Source organism: Pseudomonas sp. NFACC42-2, assembly GCF_900116055.1.
Classification (GTDB): Bacteria; Pseudomonadota; Gammaproteobacteria; order Pseudomonadales; family Pseudomonadaceae; genus Aquipseudomonas; species Aquipseudomonas marginalis.
In genome coordinates, this window is record NZ_FOZO01000001.1 from 244,094 (window position 1) to 265,324 (window position 21,231).

At 61.4% G+C, this 21,231-nt stretch carries 20 protein-coding genes; 7 read left to right on the forward strand and 13 right to left on the reverse strand.

Going from position 1 to position 21,231, the window contains the following annotated elements:
- The first annotated feature begins 15 nt into the window (after window positions 1-15).
- Genes BM416_RS01015 through BM416_RS01025 form a run of 3 tightly spaced genes read left to right on the forward strand, consistent with a single transcriptional unit; the run spans window position 16 to window position 3,940 of the window.
- Window positions 16-1,416, forward strand: coding sequence for a DUF1254 domain-containing protein (locus BM416_RS01015; RefSeq protein WP_092484362.1), 1,401 nt, complete (start codon window positions 16-18; stop codon window positions 1,414-1,416).
- On the forward strand, window positions 1,413-2,960 hold the full coding sequence (locus BM416_RS01020) for a J domain-containing protein (protein ID WP_092484365.1): 1,548 nt from the start codon (window positions 1,413-1,415) through the stop codon (window positions 2,958-2,960). The genes BM416_RS01015 and BM416_RS01020 overlap by 4 nt, the downstream gene beginning before the upstream one ends.
- Window positions 2,957-3,940, forward strand: coding sequence for a DUF3829 domain-containing protein (locus tag BM416_RS01025; RefSeq protein ID WP_092484368.1), 984 nt, complete (start codon window positions 2,957-2,959; stop codon window positions 3,938-3,940). Before BM416_RS01020 ends, BM416_RS01025 begins: the two co-directional genes overlap by 4 nt.
- 3 nt (window positions 3,941-3,943) lie before the next feature.
- Here BM416_RS01025 and BM416_RS01030 read toward each other — a convergent pair whose 3' ends face one another.
- From BM416_RS01030 to BM416_RS01055, 6 genes are all read right to left on the reverse strand, one after another.
- Window positions 3,944-4,615 carry a DUF3313 domain-containing protein gene (locus BM416_RS01030; protein WP_092484371.1) on the reverse strand — a complete coding sequence of 224 codons (672 nt, stop codon included), beginning with the start codon at window positions 4,613-4,615 and terminating at the stop codon, window positions 3,944-3,946.
- Between the two features lie 134 nt (window positions 4,616-4,749).
- Entirely contained in the window at window positions 4,750-5,244 is a 495-nt protein-coding gene (locus tag BM416_RS01035; protein ID WP_092484374.1) for a hypothetical protein, read from the reverse strand.
- Window positions 5,245-5,402: 158 nt separating this feature from the next.
- Window positions 5,403-5,744 (reverse strand): hypothetical protein, encoded by a 342-nt coding sequence (locus BM416_RS01040; RefSeq protein ID WP_092484377.1) that lies wholly within the window; start codon window positions 5,742-5,744, stop codon window positions 5,403-5,405.
- Window positions 5,745-5,847: 103 nt separating this feature from the next.
- Window positions 5,848-6,426, reverse strand: a complete 579-nt coding sequence (gene idi / locus BM416_RS01045) for an isopentenyl-diphosphate Delta-isomerase (RefSeq protein WP_092484380.1) — start codon at window positions 6,424-6,426, stop codon at window positions 5,848-5,850.
- A 62-nt stretch (window positions 6,427-6,488) separates the two neighbouring features.
- Entirely contained in the window at window positions 6,489-7,295 is an 807-nt protein-coding gene (locus BM416_RS01050) for a class I SAM-dependent methyltransferase (RefSeq protein ID WP_092484383.1), read from the reverse strand.
- Complete coding sequence (locus tag BM416_RS01055; RefSeq protein ID WP_092484386.1) at window positions 7,292-9,517, reverse strand: cytochrome P450; 2,226 nt, start codon at window positions 9,515-9,517, stop codon at window positions 7,292-7,294. Before BM416_RS01055 ends, BM416_RS01050 begins: the two co-directional genes overlap by 4 nt.
- Before the next feature lie 393 nt (window positions 9,518-9,910).
- Here BM416_RS01055 and BM416_RS01060 point away from each other — a divergent pair, with 393 nt between their 5' ends.
- On the forward strand, window positions 9,911-10,603 hold the full coding sequence (locus tag BM416_RS01060) for an aspartate/glutamate racemase family protein (protein WP_092484389.1): 693 nt from the start codon (window positions 9,911-9,913) through the stop codon (window positions 10,601-10,603).
- Here BM416_RS01060 and BM416_RS01065 read toward each other — a convergent pair.
- The 6 genes from BM416_RS01065 to BM416_RS01090 all read right to left on the reverse strand — a co-directional run bounded on the left by BM416_RS01065 (window position 10,600) and on the right by BM416_RS01090 (window position 16,734).
- Window positions 10,600-11,112, reverse strand: a complete 513-nt coding sequence (locus BM416_RS01065) for a GNAT family N-acetyltransferase (protein ID WP_092484392.1) — start codon at window positions 11,110-11,112, stop codon at window positions 10,600-10,602. The two genes, BM416_RS01060 and BM416_RS01065, sit on opposite strands and share 4 nt — an antisense overlap.
- A 61-nt stretch (window positions 11,113-11,173) precedes the next feature.
- Window positions 11,174-12,238: a DUF1176 domain-containing protein gene (locus BM416_RS01070; RefSeq protein WP_092484395.1), complete on the reverse strand. Its 1,065-nt coding sequence runs from the start codon at window positions 12,236-12,238 to the stop codon at window positions 11,174-11,176.
- Between the two features lie 64 nt (window positions 12,239-12,302).
- Window positions 12,303-13,022, reverse strand: coding sequence for an HNH endonuclease family protein (locus BM416_RS01075; protein WP_092484398.1), 720 nt, complete (start codon window positions 13,020-13,022; stop codon window positions 12,303-12,305).
- Window positions 13,019-14,293 carry an AAA family ATPase gene (locus BM416_RS01080; RefSeq protein WP_092484401.1) on the reverse strand — a complete coding sequence of 425 codons (1,275 nt, stop codon included), beginning with the start codon at window positions 14,291-14,293 and terminating at the stop codon, window positions 13,019-13,021. The genes BM416_RS01075 and BM416_RS01080 overlap by 4 nt, the downstream gene beginning before the upstream one ends.
- A 103-nt stretch (window positions 14,294-14,396) precedes the next feature.
- Complete coding sequence (locus BM416_RS01085; protein WP_092484404.1) at window positions 14,397-15,536, reverse strand: glycerate kinase; 1,140 nt, start codon at window positions 15,534-15,536, stop codon at window positions 14,397-14,399.
- A 91-nt stretch (window positions 15,537-15,627) separates the two neighbouring features.
- On the reverse strand, window positions 15,628-16,734 hold the full coding sequence (locus BM416_RS01090) for a sugar diacid recognition domain-containing protein (RefSeq protein ID WP_092484407.1): 1,107 nt from the start codon (window positions 16,732-16,734) through the stop codon (window positions 15,628-15,630).
- 173 nt (window positions 16,735-16,907) lie between these two features.
- Between BM416_RS01090 and BM416_RS01095 the strand changes: the two genes are divergently transcribed.
- Window positions 16,908-18,218 carry an MFS transporter gene (locus BM416_RS01095; protein ID WP_092484410.1) on the forward strand — a complete coding sequence of 437 codons (1,311 nt, stop codon included), beginning with the start codon at window positions 16,908-16,910 and terminating at the stop codon, window positions 18,216-18,218.
- Between the two features lie 63 nt (window positions 18,219-18,281).
- Here the strand turns inward: BM416_RS01095 and BM416_RS01100 are convergent, their stop codons facing one another.
- Window positions 18,282-18,986, reverse strand: coding sequence for an SDR family oxidoreductase (locus tag BM416_RS01100; protein WP_092484413.1), 705 nt, complete (start codon window positions 18,984-18,986; stop codon window positions 18,282-18,284).
- Window positions 18,987-19,087: 101 nt separating this feature from the next.
- Between BM416_RS01100 and BM416_RS01105 the strand changes: the two genes are divergently transcribed.
- Complete coding sequence (locus tag BM416_RS01105; protein ID WP_065927495.1) at window positions 19,088-19,990, forward strand: LysR family transcriptional regulator; 903 nt, start codon at window positions 19,088-19,090, stop codon at window positions 19,988-19,990.
- Between the two features lie 81 nt (window positions 19,991-20,071).
- Entirely contained in the window at window positions 20,072-21,082 is a 1,011-nt protein-coding gene (locus tag BM416_RS01110; RefSeq protein WP_092484416.1) for an aldo/keto reductase, read from the forward strand.
- Window positions 21,083-21,231: the final 149 nt, after the last annotated feature.

Below are 21,231 nucleotides of genomic sequence, written 5' to 3' on the forward strand. Positions count from 1 at the left end.
GAAGGACGCGACAACATGATTGGAAAACCGACGCGCCTGCTGTTGGCGAGCCTCTCGATACTCATGAGTACCGGCGCCTGGGCCGACTTTACCGCCACCCCCAGCGAAGCGCGGGCCATTGCCAAGGAAGCCTACCTGTATGGCTACCCGGTGGTGGAAATGTACAAGACGCTCTACACCCAGGCCGTCGACAAGGGCGGTGCCAACTTCAAGGCACCGTTCAACCACATCGGCAACACTGCCCAGATCGTCACCCCCAAGGACACCGCCTTCGCCACCCCGAACCTGGACACGCCCTACTCCTTCATCTGGCTGGACCTGCGCAGCGAGCCCCAGGTCCTGACACTGCCCAGGATCGAAGACAACCGTTATTACTCGGTGCAGTTGATCGATCTCTACACACAGAACATCGCCTATCTGGGCACCCGCAGCACCGGCAACAACGGCGGCCACTACATGATCGCCGGCCCTGACTGGAAAGGTCAGCAGCCGGTCAACGTGGACCGCGTGGTCTACAGCGAAAGCAACATCGCCTACGCTCTCTACCGTACGCAGTTGTTCGACGAGAAGGACCTGAACAAGGTCAAGCAGGTCCAGAACGGCTACAAGGTGCAGTCACTGAGCAGCTACGTGAAGCAAGCTGCGCCGGCCAAGGCTCCAAAAGTGGAGTGGCCCAAGCCCATGGCGACCATGACCGAAGGCCCGCAGCTGTTTCGCTACCTGAACTTCATGCTGGCCTTCGCCGCGCCCCAGGACAGCGAGAAAGACCTGCTGGCGCGCTTCGCCAAGATCGGTATCGCCCCAGGCGCGCCCTTCAAGGTCAAGGCGTTGACCGCTGAACAGCGCAAGGCCCTGGAAGACGGTATCTCCGATGCCCGCGCCGAGTTTGCCGCGTTCAAAAAGGACAAGATCGACACGCATCAGGTCTCCAGTGCCGATTTGTACGGCAGCCGCGACCACCTGAACAACAACTACCTGTACCGCTACGCCGGTGCGGACATGGGGATTTTCGGTAACTCCGGCGATGAGGTCGCGTACCTGAGCTACGTCATCGACAGCGAGGGCAAGCCTGCCAACGGCGCACGCCACAGCTACACCGTGCACTTCGCCAAGGACCAGTTGCCACCGGCCGATGCGTTCTGGTCGCTGACCATGTATGACGCCAAGACCAAGCAGCTGGTGCCCAACCACAAGAAACGCTACCTGATCAACTCGCACATGCTGTCCGGCCTCAAGCGCGACGCCGATGGCGGCCTGACCCTGGCCCTGCAGCACCACGAGCCGCCAAAAGCCGAGCAGAGCAACTGGTTGCCGGCCCCACCCGGTCCGTTCTACGCAATCCTGCGGATTTACCTGCCCACGCCTGAGGTGGGCAATCGCCAGTGGAAGCTGCCGCCGCTGACACCGCTTAAATGACTTGCTGGAATGTCCTTGGCCTGGCGCCGGATGTCGATAGCCGCACGATAAAGCGCCAATACGCGGCCCTGCTGAAGAAAACCCGGCCGGATGATGATCCCGAGGGTTTCCAGCGCCTGCGCGAAGCCTATGAGGCCGCGCTGGCGTGGCGCCAGGGGCAGCAGGAAGCTGACGAAGTGGTCATCGACATCCAGGGCGACAGCCTGGCCGACCACTACCAAACGGCCATGGCCCATGGCAATGCGCTGCACTTTGAAATCCAGCTGTTGTTGCGCGACATCGAGGGGCATCTCAACCCCGAAGACACCCGCTGGGCGTTTGAAACCTTTAACTGGCTGACGGCCTGGCAGCGCCTGGAGTTGCCCGGCGAGCTGATCGAAAGACTCGAGCGCAAGCACCGCAGCGCCTTGCAGCAGCCATTGCGCCAGGCCCTTGAGCAAAAGGACGAGGCCGCGTTCCTGGCTGCCTATGCCGCACGTTCCGAACATCCCTGGGTGAATAATCATCCCCATGCCGAGTGGTTCAACCAATGGCTGGCCCGCCTGCTTGCACAGAGTCACTACTGGTCGAGCGCAGTGTTCGACGCGGTGTGTGCCGGCCAGCACTGGCATGGCGGCGCCGGTCATGACTGCCCGGCTGGGGATTGGGCGCGGCTGTTGCAACGCCAGCAAGGCCCGGTCTTCATGGCACGCCAACGGGCACTGGCCACCGAAGCGCCCAACAGCCCGCAACAACGTGCCGCCCGGCTGCTATTGGCTCCGATGAGCCTGGGGCAGCGCCGTGCCTTCGCCCAACGCTTCGATGAACATGACTGGAAAGCCTGCCAGGCACTCAGCGCAGATATCTACGCCGACCATGTGGCCGAAGCCGAAGCGATGCCCGGCGGTACCGTGTATTTCTGGCAAGGGTGGGACACGGCCATGGACACCTGGCCCTGGATTGTCGCACTGGTGTTGAGCTGCCTGGTGGGCGTGCTGGTGAATGCCGAGCCCCTGGCCGGCAATGTGCTGCCGACCTTGGGCTACGGCCTGCTGTGGTCATTGGGCGCCGTGATAGGTGCCGGATTGGCTTGGCAGGTCTGGCGCCCGCTGGCTCATCAGTACCGCGTGCTCGATGAACGACTCAGTGAGCGCCTGCCGCGCTGGTTCAGCCCTACTCACCTGCCGTTGTTGCCGATACGGGACCTGCTGCCAGGGCTGGTCCTTGCCGCAGCGCTGGGTTACGCGTTCGGCCCGTTTGCCAGCCTGGCGCTGGTCGCGACCCTGGCGGTTATCGGCGTGATCAAGCGGCCCTTCATGAACAGCCACACCCCCTGGACCGCCCGCCACCCACGCTGGACGGCCCTGGGCATGGTGCTGTTGGTCACCAGTGGGATTGTGCTGTACGCCGGCTTGACGGTGCTCGACAACCAGCAACACGTAACCCGTAACCAGGGCCTGCAACAGTGGCCCGAACGCCTGTGCAGCCGCATGCCTCGCAGCGCCCCCGACTGTCAGGCGCCCGCCACCCAGGCACAGTGGTATGGCCAGGAGGCCGCGCAATGAATCCGAAATGGTTGTTACCCATCAGCCTGGTATTGGGCCTGGGATTGCTCGGTGTGGCCGGCGCCACCAAACCCCTGCAACGCGTGCAATTATGGCTCGACCAACGGGACAGCCCTTCCACCGCAACGGCCAGCGCACTGGCGCCGATCATTGACTGCGTGAACCGCATTGATCGCGATACGCGCCTGGCGTACTACCGTATGCGTTCGACACAGCCCGAAGCACCCACCCAGGATAAATTTGGCGACCGTGATGAGCCTGAACCGCGCCTTATCCAAGCGGCGGTCTGTTCGCAGTTGTACACACTCAAACTGGAGCGCCAGCAGCCCGGAAGCCACCTCGGTACTCTCGCCACGGTGTATGCCGACAAGCTGAATAAATTCACCTCGCTGGCAGACATGGTTGACCCGATACAAACCGAAGGTATGCCGTCGAACATGCGCCAGTTTGTGGCGCAGGCCATGAACAAGAGTCTGGAAGGGAAACTGGCTCAGCGGGGCGAAGAATACCTGAGGGCATCCGCCGAGTTACGCACACAGTTGGAAAACGAAGACATCCATCTGCGGCCGGTACAACTGGCGCGACTCGAATCGCGCTTCGGCCGGGACCTGCATTGGCACCTGCTCAACCATATGATCGCGGCCCGCCAGGCGATGAACCAGATTGACCAGGGCGTACGCGACGCCAGCCTGACGCCCCAGCAACTGCTCAGTTTGACCGAGACGCTGCAACAGGCCAGCGATGCCAGCAAGGCCTTCCTGGTTAAAATGCCGCGCAGCAAACGGGAGGATGAGGCTACTCACCTCTGGTATGCCACCCGCTCGTCAGCCGACGCGTACCTCCAGGCGTTGCGTACCCTGCATCGGGACTGGCGGGAACACGCCTCGCCGCAGCAACTGAGTGATGACTACTACCTCATCACCCGTTGCTACGACGCCCTGCTCAGCTACTACAACAAACCCGCCAGGAATGCGTTCTAGTCCCTAGTGTTTTTTCAGCTTCACATACGACTGATGCAGGTCCGACGCCCAGCCATCGATCACGCCTTTCACGTCATCGGCCTTCATCACCTGCGAGTCGTTGGACAGCGGCTTGCCCGTGCCCTTGCGCACCACTTGGGCGAGCACCTTGCCACTGGCACCATCGAGGAACTGCGCCTCGGTGCCCAGGGTGGTTTCCTGGTCGCGGATGCCGGTACCGGTACTCACCGCTGCCGCCACCAGGGCCACGGGCACGAATTCATAGGGTTTGAGGCCTTCGGTCTTGCTGCTGACGGCGGTGATCGCCGCACGTACCACCATCACACCGGGGCCGGGCCCGTTGGCCAGGGGCAGTGATTTGCCCAGCTCACGCTTGAGTGCCTGGTTGAAGTAGGTGTTGATGCCATTGAGGGTGCTGTCGGGGATTTTCGTGGTGGCCTGGGGCTTGGGGTAGAACTGCGTCGGTTCGATGTACACCGCGGTGTAGCGGCTGAGGTCCAGTTTGGGGTCGACCCAGCGCATCACCTCGGCCCCTGACGGCGACTTGGCTTCCTTGAGTTGGCTGTAGTCGGAAAGAAAACCCGAGTACTCGTCCGGTTGGGTGACCTTGCTGGCGCAGCCAGCCATTGCGATGGAAGCCACGCACAGCGTACTGATCATTAGCCTTAGTTTCATCATTGAACTCCCTGGCGATCATCATCGAAACATGGAGCTGTAGGTATAGCCAATCCTGGGCAAAAAATGCGTATTTCCACCCAGTGTTTGACACACCGATGTCCCCCATCGACGTTGCGCGAAGCGGGAGCCCCTCAGCCGCGTTCGCGCGGGATCAGGCTCTGCAACTGCGTAGCCAGGAAGTTGGCGTCGAAGCTGAAGGTGTCCGGGTCTTTGAGGCCGTTGGTTTTCTTCCACAGCCAGTCGTTTTTGTCGGCCGGCAGCACCAGCGACACGCTGCCGTGGCGGGCAGCGGTCAAGCCCATCACCGAGAGCGAGATCACGCCGCCCACGCCCATGACTTCAGGCACGAACTCCACGGTCTTGCCGGTGATCTGCACCAGCAGCTTTTCGGTCTTGAAGGTCGAGGTTTCCACCGGCACGCCCGGCCCGCTGGCGACATAGGCTTCACGGTGCACCTCCAGCAGGCCGACAGTCTTGACCGGCTCCAGCCATTGCTCGATCTGCCCGAACAACGCGTCGAGCTTTTGCGCCCAACGGGCCGACTGCACATCGAACTGCTGCTTCTTGTGCGCTTCGCTATCGGCGTAATGACGAAGCATCTCGCCCAGTTGCTGTACATCGTCCATTGCGGATTTCCTTGGGTGTGCCACGTAACAAAGCCCGATCATGGCAGAAGCGGCCGCTCGGCGTATGACTAAACACCAGCCTGAGGCACGGGTCGTCGTTTACAGCTGGATGAACTCCCGGCCTCAACGTGACGGCAATGGACGGTGCGGTTGACGTGCTAGCCCTGGGCTGCGGTTTCATGGGGTGGGTAATACGCCACGGCCGAACGGTGAACCGCGTGCTGACTGACGTAGGCGCCGTAGTCGATATGCAGTTCCCTCGATTTGGGAAGTTTGCTCTTATCAACCACGACTTCCATGGGCTGCTTCAAGCTGCCTTCTTCCAGGGTCAGGTAGATGGCAATGCCATGCCCCAGATGCGTGCGAAAGAAGAACACCACTTCCTGTCCCTTTTCTAGCCCACGAATCGCCGGCGCGGTGACTATGAGCTCTTTCTCGGTATCGGTAATCACCGCAGCAGGCAGTCCATCGAAGCTAATAAACTTGTATACATTTGGCATTAGGCAATCCTCATCATGTTAATGGACCAAGCCGCCAAGGCGCAGGCCTGGCCTCTATTAACAAGGCCAAATTACTTGCCGTCTACTGTCAGAAGTAACAGGTTTATACGTGTCGTGACGGTGTCGTATTCTCCTCCGGGCAGATCTGCAATGCCGGTGTATCGAACGAAGGGTGTTCCGATAAAAGACGATGCCACTCCATTCGAAACCAAGGCGTGAATTGCCCTTGCGACTCTGAAAGTTGCGCTGATATTTCGGCTCGCGTCCACCACTTGATCTCGCTGACTTCTTCAGCTGCCGGGCAGACCACAGCGTCAGATTGCGCAACCAATACATGACAAAATTCGTGTTCCGCACCGATTGAACCAAAGTGCGCATGGTACTCAAAACTATATAAAAAACGGCAGGAGGCAGAGATGCCCAGTTCTTCACGCAGACGACGGGACGCCGCATCCAGAATAGCCTCTCCAGGTGCCGGATGACTGCAGCATGCATTCGACCAGAAACCTGGCCAGAGCATTTTACCTGCTGCACGGCGCTGCAGCAGGTGACGCCCGCGACTGTCAATCAGGTGCACTGAAAATGCGCGATGAAGCTTTCCCGTTCCCAAGTGTGCGATGCGTTTGTCACAAACACCGATCTGTACATCGTGTGCGTCAACTAACACTACCTCATTGGTCATTTTGTATTCCCTTCGATGTCATTACCCGCCCCCTCCCGCACACTGTTTCCAGTGTGCGGGTTTTATCCAAGTCGGGGGACTTGTCCCCAGGCGCTGACGAACGTCAAAGCTGTGTGGGTGAATCCTGGATCGGCACGCAGGCTGGCCATGGCCTCAAGGTCGTCTTGAGTGAGTAACTCAAGTTTCAGCAGCGCCGGCCCAGCCTGTGCGGTGGTTGCAGCCCAGAAGGTATCGGCGGGGCTGTTGTCACCGATTCGGCCTTCGAGGGTGCGATGCCCAACGTTGGAAAGTCCCCGATCACGTAATTGACCCGGGAGCGTATCGGCCCAGAGCATGTCGGAACCAATGGTCCGCTCCAGGAGGGTGACTCCGGCCTGGGCTACTTTTCGGAACACCGGGTTCGCCGTTCTCAAGCTCGGTTGCAGACTCACGTCCTCGATCACCAGCCAACCACCCGGGCGGACCCAGGTGGCGGCTCGTGTCAATATGTCTTCGCGTTCGCTGAGGTGACACAGAAGCGCCCGAGCATGCACCACGTCAAAGGAGGCGGCAGGAAAACTCTCGGTCCCCGCATTATGGGTGATCACCCTAATGCCCGGGATACCGGTAAGGAATCGGGTGTCGATATCAGTGGCGGTGACCGTCGCATCGGGATATCGCTTGCTCAGCCAGCCGGCGAGCGATCCAGCACCGGCGCCGAGATCGAGGATGGCAGGCTTGCGCGGAAGATCCAGTTGATCAAAAACCGCTTGGCTCAACGGGTCAAACGCACGTTCCAGGGTGCGTAGCCGTGCCAATTGGCCGGCGTGCTGATCAGCAAGATAACTGCTGGTGTAGCCCGGTTCCTCGGCGGAATCGATAGTGGTCAAAGTACGACCTCCAGTTGATCAGGGCAGCGATTGAGGAATCCACGTTCGGCAGGCTTGAACCCTGGAGCCCAGCGCACGTTAGGAAAGGCCTGTAGCAGCATGCGGGCGCTGATCGTGATCTCCATCCGCGCCAGCATCGATCCGAGGCAGAAGTGACGACCCGCGCCGAAGGCGAAATGACTGCTCGCCTGTTCGGTGCGCGACATATTGAAGGTGTCCGGGTCGGTGAATTGATCCGGATCACGGTTGGCCGAACCGATAAGACAAGCCAGGGTCGCGCCCGCAGGAATCGTTCCCGAGGGCAGTTGCAGCGACTCACGGGCCTCCCGGAGTACGAGTTGCAAAGGGGGGTTGCGTCGCAGGGTTTCGGTGAGCGCATTATCCATCAGGTCTGGATTAGCGATCACCGCCTCTTTGACGCCAGGCTCGTCCAACAGGTTGACGATGAGATTCGCCAGCGCACCGTGACTGGTCTCGCTACCCGCCGTCATCAGGATTGCGCAGTAAGACCGGACGAACGTCTCGGACAACGGCTGACCATCAATCTGCGCAGCCAGGAGTTGCGAGATCAAATCGTCTGAGGGTTCTGCACGGCGGGCGTCGATATGCGGCTGGATGAAGTCGTAGAAACTGTCTCGGTTGGATAACCCGCCGGTCAACAGTGCCGGATCCTGTCGATAATTGCCCATGTAAGCGAAGCCGATGGCACACCAACGCTTTAGCCGCGCCACCTCCTCGCGGGTTTCAGCCGGGAGACCCAGCGCACGAGCCATCACCCGCACCGGCAGCGCTGCGGTGAAATCGGCGATGAGGTCCACCTGAGGTCGGCCGTGCATCTGCGCCAGAAGGTCTGCGGTCACCGAGGTGATGGATGCTTCAAGCGCTGTGAGGGCCTTGCTGCGGAACGAAGGGCTAAGCAGCGCTCGGTGCTGAGCGTGCTCGCACCCGTCCATCGTGACAATAGTGTGTCCCAGCAGCGGTCCGATCTGCCAACTGTAGTTGTTATTGCTCGCCCCAGGATGGGTCAATGCGGCTTTGACATCCACGTGCCGACTGACCAGCCACACATCGGAGGGCTCGTCATAAACGATCGGTAACGTGGTACGTAAACGCTCATACAATGGGTATGGGTCGATTTCGAACAGCCGGGACTTAAGGGTCGGCGGGGTCAGTTTCAGGTCAACTTTCCGGTTGTCCTGCGCCGACGCGTCGGCGGTTTGCAGGTGATAGCGAGAAACGCTCTGGTGCCAGTCGCCTGCCGCCCGGACAACCTGACGCAGTCGGTCCGGGTCGGTCGCGGCGCACCGCCGCTGGTTTGCATGCTGGGTGGCGACCGCAGTGAATTGCGCAACCGCCGTGTTCACCATCTGATGGGCAGACTCAATCGCGGCAGGCCAGTCTGTGCCGGTGGTATCCGCCAGTATCGACACCAGGTTGAAGCGCTCACCGCATACAACATCCTTGGCAACCGAATGGATGTCGTTCGTCCAGGCGATGATATCGGCAGCGTGTTCACGCAGCGTGTTCCACCATTCGATGTCCGCTGGATTCTCGTACGGGTCGAGCGTTTCGGCCGCATCGATGAGATCAAAGAAGAACAGCGCCCCGAAAGAGTCCCGGCGCAAAGGCAGGTACTCGGCCAACGTGAGCGCTGTGTCGGTTTCCCGCCCTCGTACCAGCGTCGCCTGCGCACGCAGATGTTGGATCAAATGTCCCACGAGCCTATGCCGCCAATGGCCGGTGCCCAAACACTTGGTCTGAGGCCACAGATCGTCGACCAGAACAACGAGCATCGGATCATCGAATCGGCTGGTTTCACTTGACGGATCAGCACCGCCACTCTGGGTCAACGCCTGCACTGCGGTGATGAAACGATCCAGCGCACCGTTTTCCGCCCAGGGGCCGTCATCGATTCGATCATCGAGGGTGAGCGCCCACAGATACCAGCACACCAGAAGCTCGGCGTGGTCTGTGGGTGCCCTCCCACACAATGCAATTCCCAGGTCGAGCAACGCAGTAGTGCTCAATCGATGCGCACCGCGGCGTCCGATCAATCCGTACCGCTGGGCCCAGGCGAGAGCATGCGTGCGCAACCGTTCACTGTCGGAGCGCGGTGGCGGGCCGGCGAAAGGAAGCCGGATCTCGGGAATAACCAGCTGTGTCGTCGGTAAAGGACCGCCGTAGGGGGTGCCGGAAGCGCCTTCCTGGAGTTCCGCTGCCATGATGTGTCCTCTTGAATCAACTTCCAGTAAGAGATACTTGGCGGCTATTGCCAAGCCGCGTAGCCGGTGAAATCACCGGGAGCATTTTCCCAGCCGGCCCGATCTTGCTCGAAGTTCACATCTTGAGAAATGAGAATTGTCGGAGTTCGCCCCAGGAAAAACCCCCGCATAGTGGACAGGTGTATTGGTCCCTCATCCGTGCGGATTAGATACGTGCATTGACTCAAAATATACTGTCATTTCTTACAGGTATGGACGACGCAGCTCGGCATGTAAGCGGTGATTGGTAATCACCGCTTTTTGAACTGCTCTGGTGAATGGGTTGGCAACTGCGTATGACGAATCGGCTTTCGATGGGTAAGGTGAAGCAACTTTCCCTGTCAGGAGCATCGCATGCGCACCATCGGCCTTATCGGCGGCATGAGCTGGGAGTCCAGCGCCGAGTACTACCGCATCATCAACCAGCGCGTGCGCGACCAGCTCGGCCCGCTGCGCTCGGCCCAGGTGTTGATGTACAGCGTGGACTTCGGCCCGGTGGAACAGGCCCAGCACGCCGGGCGCTGGGATGACACCGCGCTGATCCTGGAAGACGCCGCGCGCCGTTTGCAGGCCGGCGGCGCCGAGTGTGTGGTGCTGTGTACCAACACCATGCATTTGGTGGCGCCGCGTATCGAGGCGGCGGTGTCGATCCCCTTCCTGCATATCGCCGATGCGGCCGCTGCGGCGGCGGTGGCAGCCGGCACCCTGACCGTCGGCTTGCTCGGCACCGCGTTCACCATGGAGCAGGATTTTCTCACGTCACGCCTGGCCGCCCAGGGCCTCACCGTGCTTGTGCCTGACGCGCAGGAGCGCCGCGCCGTGCACCGGATTATCTATGAGGAGTTGTGCGTCGGCGTGATCAGCGATGCATCACGCCAGGTTTACCTGCGGGTCATCGAGTCCCTGGCTGCACGGGGTGCCCAGGCGGTCATCCTCGGCTGCACGGAAATCAGCCTGCTGGTCAAGCCCGAACACAGCGACCTGCCGCTGCTGGACACCACCGAGCTGCATGCGCAGGCTGCGGTGGCATTTGCGCTCGCGGATTAAGCCGACTGGCGCAGGCGCGCCATGCTCAGGGTGTCGACAAACACCCCATCGCGCAGGGCGTAGTCACGCAAGCGCCCTTCGACCTCGAAGCCGAACTTGCGGTACAGGTGATGCGCGGCTTCGTTGTCGGCGTACACCGTGAGTTCCACCCGGTGCAGGTTCATCCAGTTGTCGGCCACGTCCAGCGCGGCCGTCAACAACCGCGAGCCCACGCCCTTGCCCTGCCAGGCCGTCGCCACGCCCATGCCGAACGAACCGACATGGGCCTGGCGTACGCGCAGGTACTGTTCCAGGCCCAGTTGGCCGATCACCTCGCCGCCGTGCACCGCCACCAGTTGCAGGCGCCGCTCGTTGTCGGTGACCAGGCGTTTGCGCCAGACATCCGCCGACTGGAACGGCATCTGCAGTACCTGCCGGCACACGGCCGGTTCGTTATAGAGCGCCGCGACACCTTCAAGGTGGGCCTCGGTAAAGCGCTGGATCACGATATGGGGTTCAGGTGCGTGCATGGGGTTTCATCCTTTGAAAGACACGTGGCCGGCCAGTGTAGAGGCCATGCCTGCTCCCTGGCTAGGACGCCGGCACGGTCGTCCATAACGACGGCCAGTCGCCGTAACCGACACCGGTGCAGCGCGGCATCATATGAAACTCACTGAGCTGGAACGCCTTGCCGTCAAACACCCAGACACCACCGCCGCCACAGTCACCGATGCCGCGCTGCTTGTAGAAATAACTCAAGGTGCCGTTGGCTTCGTCATAGCCCACCGAGCCTTGCAGCGCGGCGCCGTCCAACGGCAAGGGCTCAATCTCCAGGGGCGTTTGCGCATAGGGCGCCTGACGCTGGCGGCTGACCACGTCGAACTCACAGTTGTAGGCCGCGCAGTCGTAACGCACCACCGTCATCGCCTGTTGCGCCGTCAGCGCCCCGGCCTTTGCCTCGGGCTCACCCTCCTCCGGCGTCACGGCCTGCAATGCAGCGGCCACCAGGCCCGCCTGTTCCTGCGCGGTCAACGCCGGCGGCGCAGGGAACTTGCGCAGCACCGGTGTCGGCAAACGTGGCGGCACCTCATGGGCCGGAGCTTTTCCGGGGCGTGCCAGGGCCGTCACGTTATCCAACCGCCCCTGCACCGCATCCATCAACAGCAGCGAAGCGCTCAGGCCGCTCAGCGACACATGGGCCTGCTCATCGCCCGGCAATTGCAGGCGCTGGCCATTGCGCAAACGCTGCAACCAGCGCCGCGCCGCTGCGTCCTCGATCACGCCGTAAGACTGCACTTCGGGATCGCCGCCCTGATCGTCCAGTTCTACGTGCAAATCCCGGGTCAGTTCCAGGCCCAGCGGCTGACCGTCCAACACCAGGGTCGACAGGTCCAGCGCTTCGCCGCGATGATCAAAGCGCAGGCGCAGGAACCCTTCAGGCCCGGCCTGGTGCCAGACATGCAAGGTCAGGGCGCTGTAGTCTTCTTCATCGACGCCACTGGGCGCGCTCAGGGCATGGCAATTGCGCAGGTTGTCGCAACCGGTGACCCAGTTCTTGATTTCCCGCAGCAGCGGCACGGTTTCAGCGGGCGGTTGAGCGAAGGCATGGGTGGCGGTGCCGGTCAGCAGCAGGGCCAGGAGTACGGGGCGCAGCATGGGGACTCTCCGTGTCGAAAAATGGCGCGGATTGTCCCATGTTCACTGTTTAAGACGGTAGTACTCAGGGCCTGGCTTGGCCGCGAACACGGGCTGCGTACTTTTCGAGACGTTGTGCATGACGTTCTGCCTGTTGCTTGAGTGCCTGGCAGTATTCGGGGAGGCAATGCTGGGCATCCGGTGAATTGACTTCGTCTACCAGACGCCGCGCGGCAGCGGCAGTAATCGGAGTACCACGTGGTCGCAATCGGCCTCTGACAACGGCGGCCCTATCGTTTACCAGCGTCGGGTGATTGAGCTTAAGGACCTCGACGGTGGCAACAGCGTCAGGCGTCAGACCTTCTACGTAGCCATCACTGGAATATCGAAACTGGCGCTCGACATTGGCTGACAGCGGAGAAACGAAGGGCTTTCGGGCCACGTCGTAGTCGGCTTTTTCCACGGCACCATAACCACAAGCCATTTTGGTCTGGCTTGAGGGGTAACACGCTACCAAATTGTCGTAGGCGATGCTGTCAGCCTCGTGATGCGTTTGTGGAAGGACGTGCTCAATGTGGCAACTGAACTGTGTGCCCTGCCCCTTTGCCTGACATTCGCGCGCGGTGGGCAACCGCCGCAAGGTGTAGGCGCATAAATGGAACTGCTCCTTCAAGAGCGCCTGGCGAACGGGCTCGCTCGGAAAGCTGCTTCCCTTGCCGTAGTAAAGGTTATGCGGCGTATTGCGGTTTTCTCTTTTCCATTCAATCAGCGCCCGTGGCTCGGCGCCTTTTTTGATAGACCTCACGCGCCGCCCTCTTCTAGCGACCTCAGAGAGTCAATACTGGCTTGGGCTTCAAGGACATCAGGGATTTTTCCGACCTGTTCGCGCAATTTCGCGAGTTTAGCCTGGGCGGATTCAAGATTGTCGTCGTCGAGGTCACGGTAGATTGTTCTGAGTTGCTGGCTGACGTTTTGATTTTGGGCCAATTCCCCCATCAGTTCCTCTATGACCTCCCCACTTCGAAGGCCCAGTGAGCGCTCCGGATGACCGATATACTTGCCTTCCTTGAGCAGCATCACCGCCTCAGCAGGAAGTTCACCCAATATTTGCGGGGAGTGGGTGGTAATGATGAATTGGCAGTTGGGAAATGTTCGTTCCAACTTGGCGACAACGGTGCGTTGCCAACCTGGATGAAGGTGAAGATCCAACTCGTCAATAAGGACGACACCTTTGCCCTCCAATGGGTCAGGCACTTCGCGATTTAACAATGTAAGTCTTCGAGCCAAATCGCCAACCATTGCCAACAAGCATTTCTCTCCATCCGAAAGCTGCAGGACGTTGAATTCGAGGTTACCTTTGAGAACGGTCATCCTAAGTGTTGGCTTGCGACGTACTCGAATGTCCTTGAATCCTGTGAACATTTCAATTGCTCGCCGAACTGCTGAAAGCTCATGGTCACGGAATCCTGGAAGGTCTCGACTAATTTCATTTTCGAGATCTTCCTGGTTGCGAAACCAGATGAAAAATCTTTTAAAGTCAGCGCCGCCATGACCAAGTGCGTCGTCGTAACCTTCATCGATTGTGTTCACCAAACGCTCACGAACACGTAACGGAACATCTAAAACAGCCCGATGAACGTCGTAATAAACTGCAAGAGGCAACTGAATAGGCTTGTCACCAATGAGCTCGTAGTGAAGGGCATTGATTTCAAAAGACGCAGCCGTCTCTTTCAGCAAAGCCAAATCACTACTACGTTCCTTGGGGTGTTTTCCTGATTTTCGGTTAAGTGCTATTGCCCAATCGACATCGTGCTCATCTTGGAACCCGACGACAACCTTCAGTCGTGTGTATTCAGCGCCAGTCTTGATGTCATCTTTTGATATTGCTCTGGACTTCGAAGCCTGATTAACAATCCGTGCCGTCAAATTCGAAAGCGTAATCGCCAACGCATCCAGAATCGAAGACTTGCCCACCCCATTGACGCCCACCAAAGCGACAGTCTTCTTACCCTCGAAGTCGAGTTCCATGTGCTCGATGCCGCGAAAATTGACGAGAGTAAAACGCTTGATCTGCATGATCGGCTTCCAACGTGTCCGGCCAGGTCAGCCAGTCTTAAAAGAATGCACGGATCATAGTAATTATCGACAGCTGTGTCACGGCAGCCGAGGGCTGCCTCTATCAGCCCCGCGCAGCCACACGCCACACCCGCGCAATATCCGCCGCGCGCTCGCGCAGCAAACGCGGGGCCTCGCTGCAGGCCTGCTCCAGGCTTATCGGGCCGCTTGGCAAGGCAAACGCCGCCGCCACGCCATGGGCGTACATCTGCTCGTAGCCGTCGCCCAGGGTGCCGGCGATGACGATCACCGGGACGCCATGTTGCCGGGCGATGCGGGCCACGCCGAAGGGGGTTTTGCCGCGCAGGGTCTGGGCGTCGAAGCGGCCTTCGCCGGTGATGACCAGGTCGGCGCCACGTACGGCTTCGTCAAGTCCCACCAATTCGGCGACGACTTCCACGCCCGCGCGGAACTGCGCGCCGAGGAACGCCTTGGCGGCGAAACCCAGGCCGCCGGCGGCGCCGCTGCCGGGCTCGTCGCGCACGTCCTTGGGCAGGACGTTGGCGCAGTAATCGGCGAAGTGGCCGAGGGCGGCGTCCAGTTGTTGCACCTGCCCGGGGCTGGCGCCTTTTTGCGGGCCGAAAATCGCCGAGGCGCCGTGGGGGCCGCACAGCGGGTTGTTCACATCGGCGGCGATTTCAAAGCGTACCTGAGCCAGGCGCGGGTCGAGTTTTTCCAGGTTGATATGCGCCAGCCGTGACAAGGCCAGGCCTCCGGGCGGCAAGGCCTGTTCCGCAGCGTCGAACAGTTGCACGCCCAGGGCTTGCATCGCCCCCGCGCCGCCGTCGTTGGTGGCGCTGCCGCCAATCGCCAGAATGATGCGCCGGGCCCCCAGGTCCAGGGCCGCGCGAATCAGCTCGCCGGTGCCGTGGGTGCTGCTGGTGCACGCATCGCGCTGGCCTGGCGCTACCAATTGCAGGCCGCTGGCTTCGGCCATTTCGATGATCGCGGTGTGGCTGTCGGCCAACCAGCCCCAACGGGCTTCAACCGTACCGCCCAGCGGGCCACGTACCGCCTGGCGGCGCAATTGGCCGTTACAGGCGGCGAGCACCACGTCCACCGTGCCTTCACCACCGTCCGCCATCGGGCACTGGATCAGCTGTGCGTCCGGCCAGACTTGCGCCAACCCTGCGGCAATGGCCTGGGCGACGCCCTCGGCACTCAGGCTGTCCTTGAACGAGTCGGGGGCGATGATGATTTTCATGGGCTTTCTCCGGTTTTTATCACGCCCATGCTGCCAGTTGGCACCGCCGCTGACGCCGGTCCGATGCACAAGTACGGGGAAGGTTTGTTGTTCATTCCGACAAAGCCTGGGGCAATAGCTGCACGCCGAGGTACAGCGCCAACATGCCATCCAGGGTCAGCGGGTCAACGCCGCTGAGTTCGGCGATGCGCTCCATACGATAACGCAGGCTGTTGCGGTGAATGCCGAGGGCGTCGGCACAGGCCTGGCTTTGCCCGTCGTGTTCGCACCAACTGCGCAGCGTGGCCAGGAGTTGGCCGTTGCTGTCCTTGCCCAGCACCTTGCGCAAGGGGTTGAGCAGTTCGTCGAGGGCATCGTCGTTGCGATGACGCCAGAGCATCACGGGCAGGCGGTAGCGGTTGAGGGTCAACAGCCGCGAGTGCGGCAGTACATCGCGACCGTAAGCCAGCAAATCGCCGACGCGACGATAGCAACGGCGCAATCCGGCCAGGCCATCCGCCTGCCCGCCGACGGCCACCCGCAGGATGTTCCAGCCCAGGCCCTGGAGCTTTTCCAGCAACCGTGGATTGTCCACCTGCTGCGCCGCCGGTCGGCACCACAGCAGCGAGAACTGCGCCGAGCTCACGCACCAACTGTCCGGGTAGCGCGAGGTCAGCCAGGTGTTCAAGGCCTCCGCCGATTGGCCCGCCCCCAGTTCGAACAGGTACGGCGTGCGTGCCAGCTGCGGCTTGAGGCCCAATTGCTGGGCTTCGTCGACCAGGCGTGGTGAGTCGCCGCTGTCGGCGAGGAGCAACGCCAACAGATCATCGCAACGCTGGCGTCGCCATTGCTGCTCGGCTTGCTGATGACGATGGCTGACGAGCATTTCGGCGGTCATGCGCACCAATTCGGCATAGGTGCGCAACAGCTCGGGCTCGCCGGTGATGCCCAGCACGCCGATCAAGCGCTGATCGTGCATCAGCGGCAGGTTGATGCCCGGCTGCACGCCCTTGAGGTGCTTGGCGGTCTGCCCGTCGATCTCGACCACGCGGCCGTTGGCCAGCACCAATTGTGCGCCTTCGTGGCGGGTGTTGATGCGCTCGGGTTCGCCGCTGCCGAGGATCAGGCCCTGGCTGTCCATGACGTTGACGTTATAGGGCAGGATCGCCATGGTGCGATTGACGATATCCTGCGCCAGGTCATGATCCAGCTCGAACATGCGGCCATCTCCTTGAAAGAAAGTCCTTGAAAGCGTGGTTGTTCATCGGCACAGCGCAAAGCATGCATCACTGTGCGCAAGCACAAAGACAGCACCCCGCCACGTGGCCGAGACTCGTTGGGCGATCAACGTTACCCTCGCATCGCAAAAAATCATAATAAAGAGAGATTCCCATGTCACAGAGCGCCGCTGTCACACTGGCCACCGATGACGATAAAAACGCCATCTACAAGCGCATTACCCTGCGCCTGATCCCCTTCATTTTCATCTGCTATCTGTTCAACTACCTCGACCGGGTCAACGTTGGCTTTGCCAAGTTGCAGATGCTCGATGCGCTGAAATTCAGCGAAACCGTATACGGCCTGGGTGCCGGGATCTTCTTTATCGGCTACGTGCTGTGTGGCGTGCCGAGCAACCTGGCGCTGACCAGGTTCGGTCCACGGCGCTGGATTGCCTTGATGATGATCGTCTGGGGCACGCTGTCCACCTGCCTGCTGTTCGTCACCACGCCAACCCATTTCTACACCTTGCGCCTGTTTACCGGTGCGGCTGAAGCCGGCTTCTTCCCCGGTGTGGTGCTGTACCTCTCGCAGTGGTTCCCGACGTTTCGCCGTGGGCGGATCATGGCGCTGTTCATGTCGGCGATCCCGGTGTCCGGTTTGCTTGGCAGCCCGTTTTCCGGCTGGATCCTCAACCACTTCGCCGCCGGCCAGGGCGGCCTGGCGGGCTGGCAGTGGATGTTCCTGCTGCAAGGCATCCCAACCGTGATCCTCGGCGCCCTCGCCTACTTCCTGCTCAGCGACAGCTTTGCCCATGCCAAGTGGCTCAAGCCCCACGAGCGCGCCGTGCTGGAAGCCGACCAGGCCACCGACCTGGCGAACAAGCCGAAAACCACCACCGATTCACTCGCCGAAGTGTTCAAGAACCCGGCGATCTGGGCGTTCGGCCTGATCTACTTTTGCATCCAGAGTGGCGTATACGCCATCAACTTCTGGCTGCCGTCGATCATCAAGAACCTCGGTTTCAGCGATAACCTGGTGATCGGCTGGCTCAGTGCGATTCCGTATCTGCTGGCAGCGGTGTTCATGTTGCTGGTGGGCCGCTCGGCGGACTTGCGCAAGGAGCGTCGCTGGCACTTGGTGGTGCCGATGCTGATGGGCGCCATCGGCCTGGTGATCGCGGTGAACTTCGCCACCACGCCGGCCATCGCCATCCTCGGCCTGACCATCGCCACCATGGGCGCCCTCACCGGCCTGCCGATGTTCTGGCCGGTGCCGACCGCCATGCTCAGCGCGGGCGCAGCGGCCGGTGGCCTGGCGCTGATCAACTCCATGGGCCAGATGGCCGGCTTCCTCAGCCCGTATATCGTCGGTTTTGTGAAGGATGCCACCGGCTCCACGGATATGGCGCTGTACCTGCTGGCGGCGGTGATTGTGGCGGGCAGTGTGCTGGCGTTGCGGATGACGCGGACCTTGAAGGTATAACGCGGTCCATGTGGGAGGGGCGGTGCGACGATTCGACTTGCCCCTCCCACATTTAGCCTGCGTTTACAGCAGCCCGCCGCCGTCGATATCAATGACAGCACCGGTCATGTAGCCATTTTCCATGGCCAGCACATACCCCGCCGCCACTTCCTCGGCCTGCCCCACGCGCCCCACGGGCAACGCGCCACCCGCCTTGGCAAACATCGCCAGGCGCTGGTCCTCGGCCAACCCCGCATACGCCGGGGTATCAATCACACCGGGACTCACTACGTTGACGCGGCGCGGCGCCAGCTCCTTGGCCAACTGCTTGCCCAGGGCTTCAGTGGCGGCGTTGATACCGACTTTGATGAACTGCCCCGGCGCCAATTTGCGCCCCAGTTGACCGGAGGTCAGGCTGATGCTGCCGCGCTCATCGAGGAAAGGCAGCGCGTGCTGGATCGCCCGCAAGGCACCCCAGAGTTTCACGTTGAAGTTGTCCTGGGCCTCGCCCAGGTCGGTTTCGGCCAAAGCCTTGGCGCGCACCGAGGGGCCGGAAGTGTACACCAGATGGTCAAACCGCCCGACGGTTTCGAACAACCGTTGCAGGGACGCGGCGTCGGTGACGTCCACCGGTTCGCTGCGCAGGCCGTTATCGCGGCCAGACGATAGGCGCCGCCCCGCCAGCACCACCTGGGCACCGCGTGCGGCTGCGGCCTTGGCCACGGCTGCACCGATGCCGCTGCTGCCGCCGATGACGATGACCGTTTTGCCGTTGAGTGAGGAATTCATGGGGAAGTGTCCTGGGTCAGAAAGTGAGCGTTCATCTTCCCAGCTTGGCAATCAACGAGAAATCCCGGTAAAACGACAGGATCTTTAAAGGATTTTTACAAATGAGCTCAATCCTCGACCTCGAAGTGTTCGCACGCACCGCCGACACCGGCAGCCTGTCTGCCGCCGCACGCGGGCTCGGCTTGACCCCCGCAGCGGCCAGCATTGCCCTCAAGCGCCTGGAAACCCGCTTGGGTACCCGCCTGCTGGCACGCTCCACCCGCAGCATGCGCCTGACCGAAGAAGGCCGGCGTTACCTCGACAGCGTGCGCGAGGCCCTGGCCGCCTTGGCCGAAGGCGAGCAAGCGCTCAAGCAGCAGAGCCAGGGCCTGACCGGCTTGTTGCAGTTGGCCGCGCCCTCGGATTTCGGCCGTAATGTGGTGCTGGGCTGGCTGGATGAGTTCAAGCTGGAACACCCGCACATCCGCCTGCAACTACTGCTCAACGACAGCAATGCCGACCTGTTCCGCGACACCGTCGACATCGCCCTGCGCTTCGGCGTCCCCCGGGACTCCAGTCTGGTGGCGCTGCCGGTGGTGCCCGATCACCAACGCCTGCCCTGCGCCAGCCCCGACTACCTGGCGCGCCACGGCACGCCGCGCACCCCGGCGGAGTTGGCGCAGCACAATACGCTGCGGTACATGCGCCAGGGCAGGGCCAACAGCACCTGGTACTTTCGCCAGGGCACTAGGTTGCAGGAAGTCGAAGTGACGGGCGACTACCTGAGCGATGACGGCGAGATTGTGCGGCGCTGGGCACTGGCCGGCCACGGCATTGCCTATAAGGCCAACCTCGACATCGCCCGGGACCTCAAGGCCGGACGGCTGGTGCAACTGCTGCCGGACTGGCAAGGCGAACCCACCCCGTTCAACCTGATGTGCCCGCACCGCCTGCAAGTGTCGGAGCGGGTGAAAGTGCTGCACCGGTTTCTGCAAGGGCGTTGCCAGGCCTTGCTGAGTGCATGAAGAAACGCCCGCAGGGCTTGTTCCAGAGCCTGCGAGTCTGGTATTGCATAGGGCACGTCTCACTGCCGCAAGGAGCTTTGCATGATTTACCGCACATTGGGCCAGTCCGGTTTGAAGGTCAGCGCCTTGACCCTGGGCACCATGATGTTTGGCGAACAGACCCACACCGAGGACTCGCTGCGCATCATCGACAAGGCCTGGGACCAGGGCATCAATTTCATCGACACGGCGGATGTCTACACCGGCGGGCGCTCCGAGGAAATCGTCGGCGAAGCCATCGCTCGCCATCGTCAGGATTGGGTGGTGGCGTCGAAAGTCGCCATTGGCCCCACCGAGGGCCTGCCCAACCGCAGTGGCCTGAGCCGCAAGCGCATCTTCAACGCGCTGGAAGCCAGCCTCACCCGCCTCGATACCGACTACCTCGACATCTACTACCTGCACCGCGAAGATCACGACACCCCGCTGGAGGTGACGGTATCGGCCATCGGCGACCTGATTCGCCAGGGCAAGATCCGCTACTGGGGCCTGTCCAACTATCGCGGCTGGCGGATTGCCGAGGTGATCCGCGTCGCCGAGCGCCTGGGCGTGGACAGGCCGGTGATCAGCCAGCCGTTGTACAACATCGTCAACCGCCAGGCTGAAGTCGAACAGATCACCGCTGCTGCCGCGTACGGCCTGGGCGTGGTGCCTTACAGCCCACTGGCCCGCGGCGTACTCAGCGGCAAATACGCGCCGGACGTGACACCCGAAGCCGGCAGCCGCGCTGCACGCCAGGACAAGCGCATCCTGGAAACCGAATGGCGCGTGGAGTCGTTGCGCATCGCCCAGCAGATCCAGCAATACACCCAGGGCCGTGGCGTGGGCATTGTCGAGTTTGCCATCGCCTGGGTACTGAACAACTCGGCGGTGAGCTCGGCGATCGTGGGGCCGCGCACCGAGGCGCAGTGGGATGCCTACACCGGTGCGCTGGACGTGAAGATCACGGCTGAGGATGAAGCGTTCATTGATTCGTTGGTAACGCCGGGGCACTCCTCTACACCGGGGTTCAATGATGTGGGCCATTTTGTCTCGGGCCGGGTGACGCGCGCGTAGGCTGATTGACCAAGTCAGGGTTGCGGAGCGGCCTTGCTGTGGTGAGCGGGCTTGCCCCGCGCTGGGCTGCGCAGCAGCCCCAATAACTGGCGACGAGGTTTTCCTGGAAAAACGCGACGGCTTTAAAGGGCTGCTGCGCAGCCCAGCGC